Here is a 19,295-nt window from a genome sequence, read left to right as displayed (position 1 = left end):
GTAGACTACTAGGTATGATGTGTAACTAGCGCAGGAAATATCAGAGCTATTACTAAGCGAAAATCACTGTAGATGTAATTACTCCCAAACTAGAGTATAGTGTTAAACAGGTGTCCAAAAACGGGCACCTTTTCATACATTTTGTGTTGTTTATAAAGGAAGTGAAATATTGGATAGTATTAAACGTTATATGCGCTTTGTGAAGCCCTATCGATGGGAGATTCTACTGACCATTTTTATTGGTATTTTAAAATTTGCAATCCCTCTATTTATTCCGATACTCATTAAGATTGTTATTGATGATATTATTGGTGCTCCCGATTTAACAGACAGCGAAAAAATTACGCAGCTCGTTTATTGGTTAGGTGGGACTGTTATATTATTCTTCATCATTCGTCCACCAATAGAATATTATCGACAATATTTTGCTCAGCATGTTGGAAACAAAGTATTATTCGATATTCGTCAGGAATTATTCGGTCACTTACAAAAGTTAAGTTTGAAATATTACGCCAATACACGGGCAGGGGAAGTTATTTCTCGTGTCATCAATGATGTAGAGCAAACCAAAAACTTTATCATGATAGGCTTAATGAATCTTTGGCTAGATGTAGCAACTATCTTAATCGCCATTGGAATCATGCTAGCGATGGATGTAAAGTTAACATTAGTTGCAATCATTGCATTGCCGTTCTTTGGAATAAGTGTGAGGTATTTCTTTGGAAAGCTTCGTGATTTAACGAGAAAACGTTCGCAAGCCTTAGCACATGTTCAAAGCTATCTGCATGAAAGAGTAAGCGGAATAAGTATCATTAAAAGCTTCACTCTAGAAAAGCACGAACAGAATATTTTTGATAAAGAAAATGGAGAATTTTTAGATCGTGCACTAGACCATACAAAGTGGAATGCGAAATCCTTTGCTGTAGTAAACACCATCACCGATATTGCGCCTTTACTTGTAATTGGGTATGCAGGTTATCGAGCAATTCAGGGTGATCTATCAGTGGGGACAATGGCTGCATTTTATGCTTATATTGAACGCTTATATAGTCCATTGCGTCGTTTAGTAAACTCTTCTACAACTTTGACTCAATCTATTGCATCAATGGATCGTATGTTTGAGTTAATGGATGAAGAATATGATGTGAAAGATAAGGAAAATTCACGTGAGCTCCCATCAGTTAAAGGACAAGTGTCATTTGAAAATGTCAATTTCCAATATGAAAAAGATGGTCAAATGATATTGAAAAATATCAACTTTAATATCAAGCCTGGTGAAACTGCTGCATTTGTAGGGATGAGTGGTGGAGGAAAATCAACAATTGTTAGTTTGATCCCTCGTTTTTACAATGTAACGGGTGGAGCTGTTAAGATTGATGATACCGATGTAAATGATGTGGTTATTCATTCCCTTCGAGCACAAATCGGAATCGTTCTACAGGATAATATCCTATTTAGTGATTCTGTTAAACAGAATATTTTAATGGGACGACCTGATGCTACAGATGATGAAGTTATTGCTGCAGCGAAGGCGGCAAATGCCCATGATTTTATCATGACTTTACCAGATGGGTACGATACAAAGGTTGGGGAGCGTGGAGTTAAGCTTTCAGGCGGTCAAAAGCAACGAGTTGCCATTGCCCGTGTGTTCCTTAAAAATCCACCGATACTAGTATTGGACGAGGCTACCTCAGCGCTTGATTTAGAAAGCGAAGCATTAATCCAGGATTCTTTAGAACGTTTGGCAAGTAATCGGACTACAATTATTATTGCTCATCGATTATCTACAATTACACATGCAGATAAAATCTTCGTTATCGACCATGGTGAATTAGTGGAAGAGGGGAATCATGAATCCTTAATGAAGAAACAAGGGGTTTACTATGATTTATTCCAAATTCAAAAATTAGATTAGAGAAGATTTCGCTAAAAATCGCAAAATCTATATGTCTTTATTAGAGATATACTTGAAATATTACTAATTGTTTTTAAAAAATTTACGACAAAAAAAGCTCAAGACAGTCAAATTTCGACTTTCTTGAGTTTTTTTATTTTGCCTAAATTTGCCTTTGATTACCGCGCTACTAAAAGGTTTTGCAAAATTGCAAGTAAGGAGAATTTAGAGAATTAGCGTGATAAAGTAACGAATCTGCGGATTTTTGTCGAAAATATTTTGTGATATTTTCAATTTTTTTAGCATAAAATATGAATTACTAGATTACAATCTATCAATTTTTTCAAAGTAATAGAAAAAGGAAAAGTGATACTAGTTTTGACAGTCACTTTATACATGGAGGGACATGATGGAAGGAAACGTACTATTACAAGTAAAAGATTTAGAAACAACATTTTTCACAGAAGATGGGAGAGTCCCTGCAGTTGATCATATTGATTTTCATATTAATGAAGGTGAAATTTTAGGAATTGTAGGAGAGTCGGGGTGCGGAAAAAGTGTAACATCTCTATCAATAATGGGGTTAGTTCCTTCACCTCCAGGGAAAATTACATCCGGTCAAATTCTTCTAGGCGACATAGATTTAACGAAACAAACGGAAAAGCAAATGCGGAAAATTCGTGGGAAAGATGTAGCGATGATTTTCCAGGAGCCGATGACTTCCTTAAATCCTCTCTACACAATTGGGAATCAGCTGACTGAAGCGATTTTATTGCACAACAAGAAATTGAAAAAGAAGGAAGCTGCTAGTAAAGCAATCGAAATGATGAAGTTAGTAGGTTTGCCAAGAGCAGAGGAGCTGATGAAGGACTATCCTCATCAATTATCAGGAGGTATGCGCCAGCGTGTAATGATTGCGATGGCTTTACTATGTAATCCGAAGCTATTAATTGCAGATGAGCCAACAACTGCACTAGATGTAACCATTCAAGCTCAAATTTTAAAATTGATGAAGGAACTTAATAGCCAATTTAAAACGGCAGTTTTACTGATAACGCATGACTTAGGAGTTGTTGCGGAGGTTTGCGAGCGAGTAGTGGTGATGTATGCAGGTCAAATTGTAGAGGAGGCGCCCGTTGCGGAGATTTTTAAAAACCCTCAGCATCCTTATACAAAGGGCTTACTACAGTCTGTTCCTGATATGCGCTACAAGAAGGACAACTTATATTCCATTAAGGGAAATGTCCCGAAGCCCGGTTCTATTGAAATGGGGTGTCGCTTTGCCCCACGTTGTGATTATGCAACAGAACGATGTGTGACAGAGAATCCACCTTTATATGAAGTAAGTGAGATGAATGTGCATAAATCAAGATGCTTTTTACAGGAAACGGAGGGAATCGCTCTTGCAGAACGTGTTGTTGAAGGTCAATAACTTAAAAAAGTATTTTCCAAAACGTACTACTTCTTTTAAGAAAATAAGTCATGTCAAAGCAGTTGATGATGTTTCTTTTGAGGTGTTTGAAGGGGAAACACTTGGCATAGTGGGAGAGTCTGGTTGTGGAAAATCAACCACTGGACGAACAATTATGCGTCTACTAGAACCGACCTCTGGCTCAATTGAGTTTAATGGTGAAGACCTTTCTAGATTGTCTAAAAAAGGGATGCGTCAAAAAAGAAGAGATATCCAAATGGTGTTTCAGGATCCTTACGCTTCTTTAAATCCTAGACATACAGTGCAGAAAATCCTTGAAGAGCCTTTAATCGTTCATGGGATTGGAAATTCTCAGGAACGGAAAGAAAAGGTTGCCGAATATTTAGAGATTGTCGGGCTTGACAGCTATCACGGCAAACGCTATCCACATCAATTTAGTGGGGGACAAAGGCAGCGAGTTGGAATTGCACGAGCTCTCATGACAAACCCAAAGCTTATTATTGCGGATGAGCCGGTATCTGCTTTAGATGTTTCGATCCAAGCCCAAGTGCTTAACTTGATGCAAAGATTGCAGGAGGATTTAAAGCTTACTTATATTTTTATAGCACATGACTTAGGGGTTGTGCGCCATATTAGCGACCGAGTAGCAGTTATGTATTTAGGTAGTGTCGTAGAGTTAGCGGAAAGTGAATCCTTATATGCCGAGCCTCTACATCCATATACACAAGCATTATTATCAGCAGTACCAATTCCTGATCCTACTTTTGAGCGGGAAAAGATGATAATAGCAGGGGACATAGCAAGCTCTGTAACAGATACAGGATGTAAATTTCAGGCAAGATGCCCCTATGCAACCATTACTTGCAAAATGAAAATACCAGATTTAGTAGAAGTCAAACCAGGTCACTCTGTTGCGTGTCATTTATATAGTACTGATTAGAAGTGATTCGAAATCGATATTAGAGAAAAAGTGATTTTGCTAATTCTAGTACTAATCATATTTTTCAAATGATGCACAGCAATGACATATACATTTTAGGGAAATAGGGAGGGTATTTATGAAGAAAAGCAAGCTGTGGTCTTTCGGACTAATTATGTTGCTTGCTCTTTCAGTCCTGTTAGCTGCGTGTAGCGCTGAAGAAGGAACAACTGAAGAGCCAGCAGAAACAAGTGAAGAAACAAATGATGGAACAACAACAGAAGAAACAGAAGAAGCAGTTCCTCAAATTCTAGTTTTTGGTCGTGGTGGAGATTCTGTATCACTAGACCCTGCAATCGTTACTGACGGAGAATCCTTCAAAGTAACAGAAAATATTTTCGAAACATTACTGAACTTTGGAGAACAAGATACAACGATTAACCCTGGTTTAGCACATGACTGGGAAGTTAGTGAAGATGGTTTAGAATATACTTTCCATTTACAAGAAGGAGTTAAATTCCATGATGGCACTGACTTCAATGCTGAAGCAGTTGTGAAAAACGTTGAACGCTGGAAGGGTGGAGCTGAAGAACAGTTCTATTACTTTAACTCAATGTTTAAGGCTGAGGGTAAAGACATCATTGCAAGTGTTGAAGCTACTGATGACTTAACTGTAGTATTCACACTTTCTCGTCCACAAGCACCATTCTTAAAAAATATTGCAATGAGTCCATTTGCTATTGCTTCACCAACTGCGTTTGAAGCAGCAGGAGAGTCATTTGGAGATAATCCTGTAGGTACTGGTCCATTTACATTTGTTGAATGGAAACGTAATGACTCAATCACAGTTGCGAAAAATGAAGAGTACTGGCAAGAGGGACTACCTAAACTTGACACAATTATCTTCCGTGCAATTCCAGATAACTCAGCTCGTTTAAATGCTTTAATGACGGGTGAAATTGACTTGGCTGATGGAGTGAATCCTTCAGATGCTCAGACTGTAGAATCAAACGCTGATTTACAATTGATCGAGCGTCCTTCAATGAACATTGGTTATTTAGGTTTAACAAATACACGTCCACCATTTGACAATAAGCTAGTACGTCAAGCAGTGAATTATGCAATTGACAAACAAGCAATTGTTGATGCTTTCTTCCAAGGTCGTGCTGAGGTTGCGGTAAACCCAATGCCTTCGTCAATCAGTGGCTACAATGAAGAAATTGCAGGATATGAATACAATCCTGAAAAAGCGAAGGAATTATTAGCTGAAGCTGGCTATGACGGTGGAGAAATTGAGCTTTGGGCGATGCCTGTGCCACGTCCGTATATGCCAGATGGACAAAAGGTAGCTGAAGCGATTCAGAAAAACCTAAGTGATGTTGGCATTCCTTCAAAAATTGTTCAATTTGAATGGGCAACTTATTTAGAAAAAGCTAAAAATGGAGAAGCCGATGCATTCCTATTAGGATGGACTGGTGATAATGGCGATGCCGACAACTTCATTTACACATTATTAGACAAAGATACGATTGGTAGTAACAACTACGCTCACTATTCAAACGATGAAGTTCACGAATTGTTAATTGCAGCACAATCTGAAACTGACGAAGAAGTGCGCAGCGATTTATACAAACAAGCACAAGAAATCATTCATGAGGATGCTCCATGGGTTCCTTTGGCACACTCAATCCCATTATTAGCAGGGAAAAAAGGTGTAACAGGTTACCTACCGCACCCAACAGGCTCTGAAAGCTTAGTAAACGTATCTATCGAATAAAACAAACGGTACCAGGTACACAAACAATTCGAAATTGTTTGTGTACCTGGTACAAAACTTAAAAGAGAGGTGAAGTTATGCTTCGTTACATAGGGAAACGGATTTTTCATTTGATTCCTGTGTTATTAGGAATGACCTTTATCGTATTTTTGATTATCCGTGCGATACCTGGCGATCCGGCTCAAGTGATATTAGGGCAGCAAGCTACAGAAGAAGCGACTAAAGCTTTACGAGAGAAACTTGGTCTTGACCAACCGTGGTATATCCAATATTTTGATTACTTAAAAGGGCTTTTAACAGGTGACTTAGGTGAGTCACTTCGAACAAGACAGCCTATTTCAGCAGAGGTATGGCCGTATTTAGCAGCAACAATTGAGTTAGCTGTTTTCGCCATGATTATAGCAGTAATTATTGGCATGAATGCAGGGATTATCTCAGCGTGGTTCCAAAATTCTTGGTTTGACTATATTGCGATGGTTATAGCTTTAATAGGAGTATCAATGCCGATTTTTTGGCTTGGCTTAATGGAGCAATGGGCATTCAGTCTTGAGTTGAAATGGCTTCCAACATCAGGTCGAGAAGAGGTAAGGGACCCAGTACAAGCTATCACCCATTTTAATTTGATTGATACGTTAATAAATGGCCGGATAGATCAATTCTGGTTAACGATTAAGCATTTAATATTACCTGGTATGGCTCTTGCTACGATTCCAATGGCCATCATTGCTCGTATGACACGCTCCTCCATGCTCGAGGTACTGCGATCGGATTATATTCGAACTGCTCGTGCCAAAGGTCAAAGAATGGGCAAGGTTGTTTATAAGCATGCATTAAAGAACGCATTAATTCCGATTATTACGATTATTGGCTTACAAACAGGACTCCTTTTAGGTGGAGCGATTTTAACTGAAACAATTTTCAGCTGGCCAGGAATTGGTCGCTATATTTATGAAGCAATTGGTTACCGAGATTACACAGTGATCCAGTCCGGCATCTTAATCGTTGCCTTTATGTTTGTAATGATTAACCTGATTGTCGATATTCTATATTCAGCTATTGATTCACGAATCAAATATAACTAGAGGGGAGTGGGATTCATGCCAGAGCTAGTTTCTAATTCAGTCAATTTAAATGTAAAAGAAGAGAAGGTAGTGGGACCGTGGAAGGTGGCATGGCGAAGCTTTAAAAAAAGTAAAGCAGCCCTTGTTGGGACGGCCATCGTTGTGTTTTTCATTCTACTTGCTATATTTGGTCCATTGATAGCACCAGAAGGAATAAATGAACAGAAATTATCAGATCCAAGTTTGCGGTTAGCCCCTCCTTCGAGTGATTATTGGCTAGGGACAGATGATTTTGGTAGAGATATATTTTCGAGAGTAGTTTACGGTGCCAGGATTTCTCTAGCGGTAGGGTTCTTATCCGTTATTTTGTCAGTAGTGGCAGGGAGCTTTTTAGGAGTGATTGCAGGTTTTTACGGACGCTTTATTGATACAATTATTTCAAGAATATTTGATATTATGCTAGCTTTCCCAAGCATTTTACTAGCAATCGCTATCGTGTCAATCTTAGGTCCTTCCTTACAGAATGCACTGATAGCCATTGCCATTATCAACATTCCGAATTTCGGACGGTTAATTCGTTCGAAGGTATTGAGTGTTAAAGAGGAAGAATATATAGTAGCTGCAAAGGCAATTGGTATGAGGGACTCTCGAATATTATGGAGACATATTTTACCGAATTCATTTTCACCGGTGATTGTTCAGGGGACTTTAGCAATTGCTACAGCAATTATTGAAGCTGCTGCCTTAAGCTTTTTAGGATTAGGAGCAGAAGCACCTCAGCCTGAATGGGGGAAAATGCTTGCGGATGCTCGAGTGCACTTGATGACAGCACCATGGACGATGTTCTTCCCAGGGCTTGCAATTATGCTAACTGTTCTTGGATTTAACCTAATGGGTGATGGATTAAGGGATGCATTAGACCCGAAGATGAAAAATTAATTAGAAAGGGTGAGCTGAAATTGGCTCACCCTTTTCTTAATTGTTATTAGTCTATAGGAAATAAATCAGATGATAAATAACGTTCGCCTGTATCTGGAGCTAAACAAAGTACTCTTTGTGATGAAGGGAGCTTTTTAGCTAGTTCGATAGCAAAGTAAGCTGATGCTGCACCAGAAGCACCAACTAAAATGCCTTCTTCGGCTGCAAGTCTTCGAGCGACAGTTTGTGCATCTTCATCATCAATATGAAGAATCTCATCGAATACTTCAGGATTTAAAATGTTTGGGATAAACCCAGGTCCTGTTCCCGGAATTTTGTGAGGTCCTGGATCACCACCAGCTAACACTGGAGATCCAGCAGGTTCCACTACATAAATTTTTAAATTAGGAAGGTGTTTTTTTAGCTCTTCTCCAGTGCCGGTAACAGTACCACCTGTACCAGCAGTTAACACAAGAACATCCAATTGTTCTTCAAATGCTTCTAAAATTTCTACTGCAGTAGTAGTTCGATGTGCATCAGCATTTGCTTGGTTATCGAACTGAAGGGGAATAAAGCTGTTTGGAATTCCTTCTGCGATACGTATAGCTTCGTCAATGGAGCCTTGCATACGTAAATTTGCAGGAGTAAGGTGAACTTCAGCACCATAAGCCTGCATTAGCTGAACACGTTCCTTTGTAGCGTTATCCGGCATTGTAATAATACAAGGGTAGCCTTTTACTGCACAGACCATTGCAAGCCCAATCCCGGTGTTTCCTGAAGTAGGCTCAATTACAGTACTAACACCAGGAATGAGTTTACCGTCTTTTTCAGCTTGAACAATCATATTTAATGCGGCACGGTCTTTTACACTGCCACCAGGATTAAACGATTCTAATTTCATATAAACCTTCGCACCGTTTTGGGTGGGTAATTTATTTAGTTTAACGATTGGCGTGTTTCCAACTAATTCGAGAATATTATTATGTAATTTCATGATAAACACCTCTTTAGTAAATTGACAAAAGCTAGGCAACATTCACTGCCTAGCTTTTGGTCTTTCTTTATTATAAAACTTTTCCTTCAGGCTGACTATTTTATTAGCCTTATGGAACTTTTTGTGAATGATTATTTTAATGCTTCCTCTAAATAAGAAAGGTTTACTAACCCATCAATGTTATCTGTAGAAATATAGCCGGCTTCCTTAGAAATTGTAGCCATTTCTTTTAAAATTTCTTCTTTAACATCCGTTGTAGGAGTTAAGCGAGCAAATGCTTTTGTTACTTCGTCTTTTGATAATTCTTTTCCAGTAAGTCCTTTTACATGATCAAGGAATAGCTGAATTGCTTCTTCTGGATTTTCGTTAATGAAGTCAACTGCTTGTTTATGTGCTATTAAAGCCTTTTTCGTTAGTTCTGGATTATTAGAAGTAAAAGCTTTTCTTGCAGCTACTACTGTATTAGTAGAATCACTGCCCCAAGCAAATTCTGATGCATCTAATAATAGCTTTGCATTACCATTAGTTTCGATGTTAACGCCCCATGGCTCTTGTGTAGCTGCTGCTTCGATTTCACCCTTTAACATTAATGCTGCAGTATCAGCAGGAGCTTGTTTGATTGTAGTAACATCTGCATTTCCAGTAGAATTTGCTGTTAACCCAGCATCTTGAAGAGATTTCATTAAACCTACATCCTGTGTACTACCGAAAGTTGGTACTGCAACCTTTTTACCTTTTAAATCTTCAACACTATTAATACCTGAATCTTTCCCAACAACAAGAACTGCTCCACCATTAACTGCTCCAGCAATAATTTCATGCTCTGGATTTTTCACAAATGTGTTTAATGCTGGTGTAGGACCAACTGTTCCGATATCAATTGAGTTTGTAGACATTGCTTCCATAAAAGCGGAACCGTCGTTAAATGTGCTAGTAGTAATTTTAATATCTTCACCAAGCTGTTCAGTATAGAAGCCTTTTTCAAGTGCAATGATAGTTGCGATATGAGTCATATTTGGGAAGTACCCAATACGAACTTCACTTACAGAATCCTTTTCAGCGTTTGATTCATCGCCATCACCACAAGCAGCAAGGACTGTAATTACGAGGGTCAAGATAGTTAAAAATAAAATATTCTTTTTCATTTTTTCTTCTCCTTAGTGGGCAGTTTGGATACCCCATTTTCTTAATACAAAGCGTTCAATTCTTACAAAGATAAAGTTGTCGATAAAGGAACCGATTATTCCGATTATGATCATAATACTAAAGATTAAATCCATGGCTTGGATGGAGCGACCTAGGTCAAGAAGTGTTCCAAGACCACCACTGCCTCCAAGTAATTCACCAGCTAAAACTGCACGCCAAGCTAATGCCCAAGCTAAACGCAATCCAGCAATTTGCTGCGGAATTGTTGAATTAAAGATAACCGTTCTAAATAGGTGGAACCCTGACGACCCCATTGTGCTTGCTACACGAATCAGTAGGGGAGGGACACTCTTAAATGCAGTACTGGATGTAATGGTAATCGAAAGGGCTGCCCCTAAAATTACGATGAAGATTACAGAGCCAACACCTAATCCAAACCAAAGAATTGCTAATGGCATCCAGACGATATTTGGAATGGCTTGTAAGCTTGTTACAAAAAAGCCTAGTGTATCGTCGACAATTTTGTATTTGTAGATTAAGAAGCCAAGTACAAATCCGATGACAACAGCTACAAAAAAGCCGATAAATAAACGGATTAGGGAAGAACCAGTAGCCTCTAATAATTGTCCACTTATTATTCCGTTTATTAATGTTTTTACAACGGTAACGCCACCCGGGTCATTAGGAATGATTAATGGTGGCCACATAAATGCTGGGAAAACTTCAAATTTAGATATCGCTTCCCATATTGTTATTAGGATCAACACGAAGATGGTCCGTCTTAAGAGCGTAATCACTGCCTAATTCCTCCTTCAGCACTTTTTCCATTTCTTGTTCAAGCTCTGTTAATATTCGATTTTCTAAATGTATTAAAATGCTGTCTGAAGAACTTCTAGGTCGAGCAGCTTGCACCGGGAATATGTTTTTAATACCACCGGGACGCGTTTTCATTAACACAATTCGGTCAGATAATACAACTGCTTCACGAATATTATGAGTGACGAAAATGATTGTCTTTCCAGTATCACGCCAAAGCTTATCAAGCTCCTTATGTAGCACCATTCGAGTTTGCTCATCTAAAGCAGCAAATGGTTCATCCATTAAGAGAATCTCTGGATCTGTAACTAGTGCTCGAGCAATAGCAACACGTTGCTTCATGCCTCCTGATAATTCATGAGGCATTGCGTGAGCGAAATTTCCAAGGTGTACTTTTTGTAGCCAATTTAGTGCACGACTTTTCGCTTCTTCCTTGGGTACTTTTTTAATAAGTAGTCCGTACATAACATTGTCTAATACACTTAACCATGGGAATAATCCAGATTCCTGGAAAACGACAATTCGATCATTACCTGGTCCTTTAATAGGTTTATCATTAACTAGTAGACTTCCAGAAGACTCTTTTTCTAGTCCTGCTACAATATTTAAAAGTGTAGATTTCCCACATCCGGATGGACCTAATAAGGAAACAAATTCCCCTTTTTTAATAGTTAGGGAAACATCATCCAACGCAATTGTTGGAGCATGATCTTTTCTTTGAAATTCTTTATGAATATTTTGAAGAATAATATGCTCTTCGGCCATTATTAAACCCTCCATTCCAATAAAACATATTAACATACTAAGATTTAATTAGTTTTCATTTTAGAGTTTGTATTTTAATCTTTCTGTCACTTTTGTTACAAAAATTCAGAATTATATTTATAATAGACTATAGTAAGGAATGAAGGGGATCTTAAAATGCTTAAAGAGCTAGGGCAATTTAGTAAAAAGATATATGTGAAAAAAGGACAAATGATTTATAAAACAGGGGATGCCATCAATACCGTCTATTTTCTGCAACAAGGATTGGTGAAGCTAGCTGAGGATGCAGATGATGGACAGCCCGTCACAATCGTACTATTACAAAAGGGCGAATTGTTTGGTTTCTTAGATCGATTAAATAATCATATAGAGCATACTCAGTATTCCGTAGCATTAACGGATTCTACACTTCTCGCTTTCCCTATTGAGGTGCTATTAAAACATTTAGAAAATCTGTCAGCTATTGAAAGTGTGATGCTTTATTCAATGGTTCGGCAATTAGCAGAGGCAAAACAATTAGTCTATGTCCATTCGAAAATGACTGTACCAGAGAGAATTAGCTGGTTTTTGATGAAGCTGGCAACGATGGAAAATGGGGTACCTACTATCAATATCCCATTAACACACGAAGAAATTTCTTTTATGGTAGGGTGCAGTCGGCAAAAGGTAACAACCTACTTAAGTAAGTGGAAAAAGCAAGGTATCATTCAATATGATCGAGGCTTTATTCAGTTGGTAGATATGGACAAGCTTCAGTGAACATAAAAACTCCCCAGAAGTTTGATATCTGGGGAGATTAACCAAAGGTAAATATGGGCTTTCTAGTAAAAGCTTTGTTCTAAATCAGAATTTTTTTCCTCGCTATGGTAGCTTCTATATGAAACGATTAAGGTATCTAAATGTTCTAGATTCTCCTCATAATCCAAAAGTCTAGAGAAGAGGTAGAACAAATGATAGCTTGAAAATTCCTCTTCGCCTTCACGCTTTTGCTCCAATGCAATTTGATGGATAAGCTGTTCCATTACATCTACATACTTTTTATCCTGTTCGTCTACCCATTTGGAATGCTCAGGTTTTAGCTTGCCAGTGAATTTTAAAAGTAGCTGTTCATGGAAGGTAAGTAAGAAATCAAGACGCTCCTGAACCATCTCTCTAAACTGGACAGGTAAATTAGAAATTTCATTTTCATGCTTATGCAAACGATGCAATAGCTCCATGCTTTTTTTGGTTGTTATAATCATTTGACGATAAATCACGAGCTTGCGTGCTTGGACAAAACGTTTTTTCTTGGAGTAATGTCGTTCCTCTTTATAGAAATCATACATTTTTTCAACTTCGCTCAGACGTTCATGAAATTTGTTTAAGGCAGCTTTCGTTGAAATATGCTCCGATGCTTGTCTGGCAGCTAATCGAGTCCAACGAATAATATCATCCTGCAGCGAATCAATCATTGTAAATAATTTAACTTCATATCGAGGTGGAAGAAATACTAAATTCACGATAAAGGCAGCAAAAACGCCGACCATAACCGTTAAAAACCGCTCAACACCGAACTCTAAAAAGTCATTTCCCTCGTATACCATAATCGCAACCACTGTAACAAGTGCTAGTGACATAGAGCTATCGAGCTTGAATTTTCTCATAAGCCCGATTACAATGATGGCTGCAATACCAATGGAAACGATGTGGTGTCCAAAAGCTAAACCAAATAACACAGCTACTGTTGCGCCGATCAAATTGCCCTGAAGCTGTTCAAGGATTGACAAATAAGAACGATAAATAGATGGTTGAATTGCAAAGATTGCCGCAATCCCAGCGAAAACAGGTGAAGGTAGATTTAGTAAATCTGCGAGAAAAAGTGCAAATACAATTGCAACACCTGTTTTTAATACACGGGCACCTAATTGCATGTAGATATACGCCCTCTCTTTTTTAAATACTTTTACCCCTCTTCAATGAGGGGAAATCACATTACTTTACCTAATTTTCTCACCTGGGTCAACTAGTTTAGTGTATAGATATAGAAATAAAATTATAAGTAAATTTTATTATCAAATTATTTTAATTGAGAAAAGGCATAATCCACTGCTGACAGTGTTTGGATGATATCTTCTTCTTTATGCTCGGTTGTTAAGAACCATGCTTCGTATTTAGAAGGGGCAAGGTTTACTCCTTTTGAAAGCATTAATTTAAAGAAGCGACCGAATGTTTCACCATCAGAATTTTCAGCTTGCTCGTAGTTTTCTACTTTTTCATTTGTAAAGTAAAGAGTTAATGCACCTTTTAATCGGTTAACTGTAATCGTAACTCCATGTTTCTCTGCAGCCTCTAAAATTCCTTGTTCAAGCAGGGCTCCTAGGCGATCCATTTCCTCATATACACCAGGCTGTTTTAAAACCTCGAGACATGCGATTCCGGCAAGCATTGATGCAGGATTACCCGCCATTGTTCCAGCTTGGTATGCTGGGCCAAGTGGGGCAACTGTTTCCATAATTTCTTTTCGACCACCATAGGCTCCGATTGGTAGGCCGCCACCGATAATTTTACCCATAGCTGTTAAGTCTGGTGTTAAACCAAGTAAATCCTGAGCAGCACCGTAGTGGAAACGGAATGCCGTAATTACTTCATCATGAATAGTTAATGCACCTTTTTCTTTAGCTGTTGCATGAACAAATTCTAAAAATCCTGGTTTAGGCTCAACAATACCAAAGTTCCCAACGATAGGCTCAATTAGAATAGCAGCAACTTCATCGCCCCATTTATCAATTGCCATTTGGAATTCTTCTTTATTATTAAATGGTACTGTAATTACTTCTGTAGCTACTGCGACAGGCACACCGGCAGAATCAGGAGAACCAAGAGTAGCAGGACCAGAGCCAGCAGCAACTAATACTTGGTCAAAGTGTCCATGATAGCAGCCTGCAAATTTGATGATTTTCGTACGGCCAGTATATGCGCGAGCTACACGGACAGTAGTCATCACAGCTTCCGTACCAGAGTTTGTAAAACGTACTTTATCTAATGAAGGAATGGCGTCTTTTAGCATTTTGGCAAATTTGACCTCATGCTCTGTTGGTGTCCCGAACAAAACGCCTGTTTCTGCTGCATGAGAAATTGCTTGAGCGATATGTGGGTGACCAAATCCAGTAATAATAGGACCGTAAGCTGCTAAGTAATCAATGTATTGATTGCCATCGACATCCCAAAAGTATGCTCCTTTTCCTCTGGCCATTACAACTGGAGCTCCGCCGCCAACTGCTTTATAAGAACGTGATGGACTATTTACACCACCAACAATATGCTCTAATGCTTTTACTTGGATTTCTTCTGATTTTGTATGATTCATTTGTAAAGCCTCCTCATTAATTTCACATCCTATTGTAGACCTAATGGAAAGCGAATGCCAAAGAATTTGAAACTCGTACCCTTCTTTTGTACGATATAGAAAAGGGAGGTAGATTTATGGAATCGTTAGTAAATATGGAAGCGCCCGAATTTACATTATTAAATGAAAAAGAAGAGCAAGTAGCGTTAAAGGATTTTCAAGGTAAAAAGGTAGTGCTGTATTTTTACCCTAAAGATATGACACCTGGCTGTACTACAGAGGCATGTGATTTTCGTGATCGCCATGAAGAATTTTCGGATTTAAATACTGTAATCCTTGGCGTAAGTGGTGACGGTGCCAGTAAGCATACTAAGTTTATAGAAAAGTATGGTCTGCCATTTTCATTATTAGTCGATGAAGACCATGAAGTAGCGGAAAAATACGGCGTGTGGGTATTAAAGAAAATGTATGGCCGTGAGTTTATGGGGATTGAACGTTCGACCTTTCTTATAAATGAAGAGGGAATTATTGAGAAGGAATGGCGTAAAGTTAAAGTGAAAAATCATATCGAGGAAGTTTTATCGAGCTTACAATAAATTACAATATATACCGTGGAGGGGAATGGGAATGAGAGTTTATTTTACATTTGATTCAAGACCAGATTTACAAAAACAATTGGTAGATCAGTTTCCAGAGATTGAGTTTGCATTTCGTAAGGGGATTGTTGATAACGATTTAGAAACGGCTGAAGTGATTGTTACATACGGTGAGGATTTATCAGCTGAAGATATTGCTAAAGCACAAAACTTAAAATGGATTTTCGTGGCCTCTGCTGGCGTAGAAAAAATGCCTAAGGAAGCAATTGCACAACGAAATATCCTTGTATCGAACGTTCGTGGGATTCATAAAAAGCCAATGACTGAATCAATTCTTGCACATATTTTATCTATCAAACGTATATTGCCAACGATTTATAATAATCAAAGAAATAAAGTTTGGGACAAAAGAGGCGGTCGTCCAACTGAGCTTAATGGCAGTACGGCGTTAATCATTGGACCTGGTGCGATTGGTGGGGAAATTGGAAGGTTACTACAGGCATTTGATGTTTATACAATTGGCTGTAACCGTAGTGGAAATCCAGCAGAGTATATGAATGAAACATTTCGTATGGATGAGATTTCAGAGCACCTCCCAAAAACTGATATCGTCATTTCAGTTTTACCGAGCACGAAAGAAACCGAGCATTTAATTAAATACGAGCATTTTCAATTAATGAAAGACAATGCAATCTTTATGAATTTTGGTAGAGGAAATTTAGTAGAGACAAGTGTATTAATTCGTGCGCTTGAGGAACAGCAAATTCAGCACGCGGTACTTGATGTTTTTGAAGAAGAGCCGCTTCCGCTTGAAAGTAAGCTTTGGGAGTTAGATAATGTTACGATTTCTCCACATTGCTCAAGCCATTCCTCGCGTTATTTAGAGAGAAGTTTGGAAATCTTTATACCGAGCCTAGAAAAATATCTAGCTGGGGATACAAACATTGAGAATAAAATGAATATTTTACGTGGTTATTGAGAATAAAATATGTATATTGAAAATCTTAGTATAGACCATATACTAGGATTTTCTTATATTTATAATAACAATTGGTGAAAGCTTGTAATTTTTTATTATCTGTTGAGTTAAACTATCAGTAGAAGATAAGGAATTGTTGACTACAATCGATAATTTGGGTACACTAATTATAACTATTATAAACTAAGAATTAAGTAGAAAGAGGTGCATGGCGATGTCTGAAATGCATTTAAAAAATGCCCTAGACACGTTAAAGACAACTGGTGTAAGAATTACTCCGCAGCGTCATGCTATTTTGGAATATTTAATTGAATCAATGACACATCCAACTGCAGATGAAATATATAAAGCTCTAGAAGGTAAGTTTCCGAATATGAGTGTAGCAACTGTTTACAATAACCTACGTGTATTCCGTGAATCAGGTTTAGTGAAGGAACTAACATATGGAGATGCAGCAAGTCGATTTGATTTTGTTACAAATGACCATTATCACATGATTTGTGAATCCTGTGGGAAGATTGTGGATTTCCATTATCCAGGGTTAAACGAAGTGGAGCAATTTGCATCGCATGTAACAGGCTATAAGGTACATTCACATCGTCTAGAACTATACGGTACTTGCCAAGAATGTCTTGAAAATACCGGTAAACAAGTATTGTAGTCAAATTTAAAGCCTAGTAACGATATGTTGCTAGGTTTTTTGCATTTTGTGAATGAAAAAAGCCGACTCTATTAAAGAGTCGACAGTGGTGTTAATTCTTTTTATTATAATCTTGATTGAATTCTTTACCCACTAAAGTTGGATCAAGTGTAAGTGGTTCATTACAGTACATACACATATCAACACGGCCAAGTACCTTCGTATGTCTATTGCAATTTGGACATACTACTTGTACAGCTCTTGTTGAAAGTAAACCAATCCATCCATATACAGCAGTACTGCCGATAATGCATAATAAACCTACTGTCATGAAGATAATAACCAATATTTGATTTTCGCGGAAGAAGATTGCCCCATACATAATCACGAAACCGATGAAAATTAGAGATAGGGCAAATGAGCGAATCTTATTTATCTTATTTTTATATTTTTTTGCCATAATTCTTTAGCCTCCCAATCTAGATTCTACTATAACATAGAACGTTTTCATTTGAGGATAAGAAAGTATAGAAATTTTTAAGCATATATTCATAATAGTAAAGCTGGAACTTTTTCATTCAAAACAAGTTCTTTTAATAAGTTAACTAAAAGAAGGATTCTATTTACAGATGTCGAAAAACAAATTAACGTAATTGTAATTTAGGAGGATTATTATGGAGCACATTTTGCGCCCGATCTACCAAGAGCGTGCAAGCCAGTCAGATACACTTGGTGTTATTCTGGTGACTAAGCGTGAAGAAACGATGAGTGTTACGGATACTTTTGACGCGGTGTTACTAATTGTTGTAAAAGAAGCGGAACTGCCGATCTATACAAAACATTATTTACACGAAGATAAAAAAATGGCGATGCATGTGATTACAGAAGAGTTATTAAATAAACGATTGAATGTAGGTTTAGATAGAAGAATTGTAGACTGGATTTTCCACGGGAAGGTTATGTTCGATCGAAACGAGTATCTTTCAAATTTGCGATTAAAGCTACAGGAGTTTCCTTTCCTAGGTCGCAAACTAAAAACAGGTATTCAATTTTCTAAATTGATTCGTCGTTATTTAGAAGGGAAAGAGTTCTTTAATAGAGGTAATCATTTTGACTCCTATAACCACGTAGTTGATTCCTTGCATCATCTAGCTCGATTAGCCGTTATTGAAAATGGATTATATCCAGAAGTAACAGTTTGGTCGCAAGTGAAAAAGCTAGAGCCTTCTATTTATAAATTATACGAAGAGCTTGTGATGAGTACAGAAAGCTTAGAAAAAAGACTGGAGCTTTTGTTTTTAGCGATTGAATTCTTAATTAATTCGCGAACGCATGACGGTGCGCAACATATATTAGAAACGATGCTGTCAAAAGATACATGGACAACACAGGAATTACATAATCATAATGAGTTGAAGTATTATGCTAAAGACTTAGAAGTATTTGTAGAGTATTTAATCGATAAAGGATATATTATTGTTGAATCAAAACTTTCAAAGAGTGGATTAATCTATCACAGACATTATAAAGTAGATAAAGACTTTGCAACTTCTGCTTATGAGTGATTGAATTAGAGTATTGCTTCAAGGGCTTGGATTGATTTTAGTTTCGGGGCAAAATAATCGCCTCGAAACTTTTTTTTTAGAAAGTGTTGACTTTTCTATTAGATGAGTTGTATTATAGAAAACGTCGCTGATGCGGTATAAGAAAGCTAACATAAAACAAGGAACTTCTGAAAAAAACTTGTTAGAAAGTTGTTGACAGAGTTAAATTGAAATGTTAGTATAGAGAAGTCGCTGAAAAACGACTGAAACAAATGAACCTTGAAAACTGAACAACAAAACGTTAATGAACATAGTTTCTTCTATTGAATTAGAGAGACAAAATTTTGGACATCAAAATTGATGCCAGCACAAAATTTGAGCTTTATCAAATTTTCTCTTTTATGGAGAGTTTGATCCTGGCTCAGGACGAACGCTGGCGGCGTGCCTAATACATGCAAGTCGAGCGGACTTTAGAAAAGCTTGCTTTTC

General features: G+C 37.7%; 18 protein-coding genes and 1 rRNA gene. 12 read left to right on the top strand and 7 right to left on the bottom strand.

Features of this window, described 5'->3' with window-relative positions; translation table 11 throughout:
- The first annotated feature begins 169 nt into the window (after positions 1-169).
- The 6 genes from BJ095_RS16265 to BJ095_RS16240 all read left to right on the top strand — a co-directional run bounded on the left by BJ095_RS16265 (position 170) and on the right by BJ095_RS16240 (position 8,022).
- Entirely contained in the window at positions 170-1,915 is a 1,746-nt protein-coding gene (locus tag BJ095_RS16265; RefSeq protein WP_107937113.1) for an ABC transporter ATP-binding protein, read from the top strand.
- A gap of 385 nt (positions 1,916-2,300) precedes the next feature.
- Positions 2,301-3,326, top strand: coding sequence for an ABC transporter ATP-binding protein (locus tag BJ095_RS16260; protein WP_404427228.1), 1,026 nt, complete (start codon positions 2,301-2,303; stop codon positions 3,324-3,326).
- The gene (locus tag BJ095_RS16255) at positions 3,298-4,266 is read left to right on the top strand and encodes an ABC transporter ATP-binding protein (protein WP_107937117.1); all 969 of its coding nucleotides are present in this window, start codon (positions 3,298-3,300) and stop codon (positions 4,264-4,266) included. The genes BJ095_RS16260 and BJ095_RS16255 overlap by 29 nt, the downstream gene beginning before the upstream one ends.
- Before the next feature lie 118 nt (positions 4,267-4,384).
- Positions 4,385-6,022 (top strand): ABC transporter substrate-binding protein, encoded by a 1,638-nt coding sequence (locus BJ095_RS16250; RefSeq protein ID WP_107937119.1) that lies wholly within the window; start codon positions 4,385-4,387, stop codon positions 6,020-6,022.
- A gap of 77 nt (positions 6,023-6,099) precedes the next feature.
- Entirely contained in the window at positions 6,100-7,104 is a 1,005-nt protein-coding gene (locus BJ095_RS16245) for an ABC transporter permease (RefSeq protein ID WP_107937121.1), read from the top strand.
- Between the two features lie 15 nt (positions 7,105-7,119).
- Positions 7,120-8,022, top strand: a complete 903-nt coding sequence (locus tag BJ095_RS16240; protein WP_107937123.1) for an ABC transporter permease — start codon at positions 7,120-7,122, stop codon at positions 8,020-8,022.
- Between the two features lie 46 nt (positions 8,023-8,068).
- On the opposite strand, the gene cysK is transcribed toward BJ095_RS16240, so the two are convergent.
- The 4 genes from cysK to BJ095_RS16220 all read right to left on the bottom strand — a co-directional run bounded on the left by cysK (position 8,069) and on the right by BJ095_RS16220 (position 11,722).
- Positions 8,069-8,995, bottom strand: coding sequence for a cysteine synthase A (gene cysK / locus BJ095_RS16235; RefSeq protein ID WP_107937125.1), 927 nt, complete (start codon positions 8,993-8,995; stop codon positions 8,069-8,071).
- A 131-nt stretch (positions 8,996-9,126) separates the two neighbouring features.
- Positions 9,127-10,140, bottom strand: coding sequence for an aliphatic sulfonate ABC transporter substrate-binding protein (locus BJ095_RS16230; protein WP_107937127.1), 1,014 nt, complete (start codon positions 10,138-10,140; stop codon positions 9,127-9,129).
- Positions 10,141-10,152: 12 nt separating this feature from the next.
- A complete protein-coding gene (locus tag BJ095_RS16225; RefSeq protein ID WP_235867697.1) occupies positions 10,153-10,848 on the bottom strand; it encodes an ABC transporter permease in 696 nt (231 codons plus the stop codon).
- Between the two features lie 22 nt (positions 10,849-10,870).
- A complete protein-coding gene (locus tag BJ095_RS16220) occupies positions 10,871-11,722 on the bottom strand; it encodes an ABC transporter ATP-binding protein (protein WP_107937131.1) in 852 nt (283 codons plus the stop codon).
- Between the two features lie 156 nt (positions 11,723-11,878).
- Between BJ095_RS16220 and BJ095_RS16215 the strand changes: the two genes are divergently transcribed.
- Positions 11,879-12,481 carry a Crp/Fnr family transcriptional regulator gene (locus BJ095_RS16215; RefSeq protein ID WP_107937133.1) on the top strand — a complete coding sequence of 201 codons (603 nt, stop codon included), beginning with the start codon at positions 11,879-11,881 and terminating at the stop codon, positions 12,479-12,481.
- Positions 12,482-12,543: 62 nt separating this feature from the next.
- Here the strand turns inward: BJ095_RS16215 and BJ095_RS16210 are convergent, their stop codons facing one another.
- Both BJ095_RS16210 and BJ095_RS16205 read right to left on the bottom strand, forming a co-directional pair.
- The gene (locus BJ095_RS16210; protein WP_107937135.1) at positions 12,544-13,632 is read right to left on the bottom strand and encodes an FUSC family protein; all 1,089 of its coding nucleotides are present in this window, start codon (positions 13,630-13,632) and stop codon (positions 12,544-12,546) included.
- Positions 13,633-13,778: 146 nt separating this feature from the next.
- Positions 13,779-15,068, bottom strand: a complete 1,290-nt coding sequence (locus BJ095_RS16205; RefSeq protein WP_107937137.1) for a glutamate-1-semialdehyde 2,1-aminomutase — start codon at positions 15,066-15,068, stop codon at positions 13,779-13,781.
- Positions 15,069-15,184: 116 nt separating this feature from the next.
- Between BJ095_RS16205 and bcp the strand changes: the two genes are divergently transcribed.
- The 3 genes from bcp to perR all read left to right on the top strand — a co-directional run bounded on the left by bcp (position 15,185) and on the right by perR (position 17,283).
- Positions 15,185-15,643: a thioredoxin-dependent thiol peroxidase gene (gene bcp / locus BJ095_RS16200; protein WP_107937139.1), complete on the top strand. Its 459-nt coding sequence runs from the start codon at positions 15,185-15,187 to the stop codon at positions 15,641-15,643.
- A 31-nt stretch (positions 15,644-15,674) separates the two neighbouring features.
- Positions 15,675-16,622 carry an NAD(P)-dependent oxidoreductase gene (locus tag BJ095_RS16195; protein ID WP_107937141.1) on the top strand — a complete coding sequence of 316 codons (948 nt, stop codon included), beginning with the start codon at positions 15,675-15,677 and terminating at the stop codon, positions 16,620-16,622.
- A gap of 214 nt (positions 16,623-16,836) precedes the next feature.
- A complete protein-coding gene (perR, locus tag BJ095_RS16190; protein ID WP_107937143.1) occupies positions 16,837-17,283 on the top strand; it encodes a peroxide-responsive transcriptional repressor PerR in 447 nt (148 codons plus the stop codon).
- 91 nt (positions 17,284-17,374) lie between these two features.
- Here the strand turns inward: perR and BJ095_RS16185 are convergent, their stop codons facing one another.
- Positions 17,375-17,722 (bottom strand): DUF2614 family zinc ribbon-containing protein, encoded by a 348-nt coding sequence (locus tag BJ095_RS16185; RefSeq protein ID WP_107937145.1) that lies wholly within the window; start codon positions 17,720-17,722, stop codon positions 17,375-17,377.
- 214 nt (positions 17,723-17,936) lie between these two features.
- On the opposite strand from BJ095_RS16185, the gene BJ095_RS16180 reads away from it, so the two are divergent.
- Both BJ095_RS16180 and BJ095_RS16175 read left to right on the top strand, forming a co-directional pair.
- Positions 17,937-18,827, top strand: a complete 891-nt coding sequence (locus BJ095_RS16180; RefSeq protein ID WP_107937147.1) for a nucleotidyltransferase-like protein — start codon at positions 17,937-17,939, stop codon at positions 18,825-18,827.
- 377 nt (positions 18,828-19,204) lie between these two features.
- Positions 19,205-19,295: ribosomal RNA gene (locus BJ095_RS16175) — 16S ribosomal RNA — on the top strand; the annotation flags it as partial.

Source organism: Ureibacillus chungkukjangi (assembly GCF_003217295.1).
In the GTDB taxonomy this organism is placed as follows: Bacteria; Bacillota; Bacilli; order Bacillales_A; family Planococcaceae; genus Ureibacillus; species Ureibacillus chungkukjangi.
The sequence above is the reverse complement of the archived record's forward strand: the minus strand, read 5'-3'. Positions and strand labels throughout refer to the sequence as shown.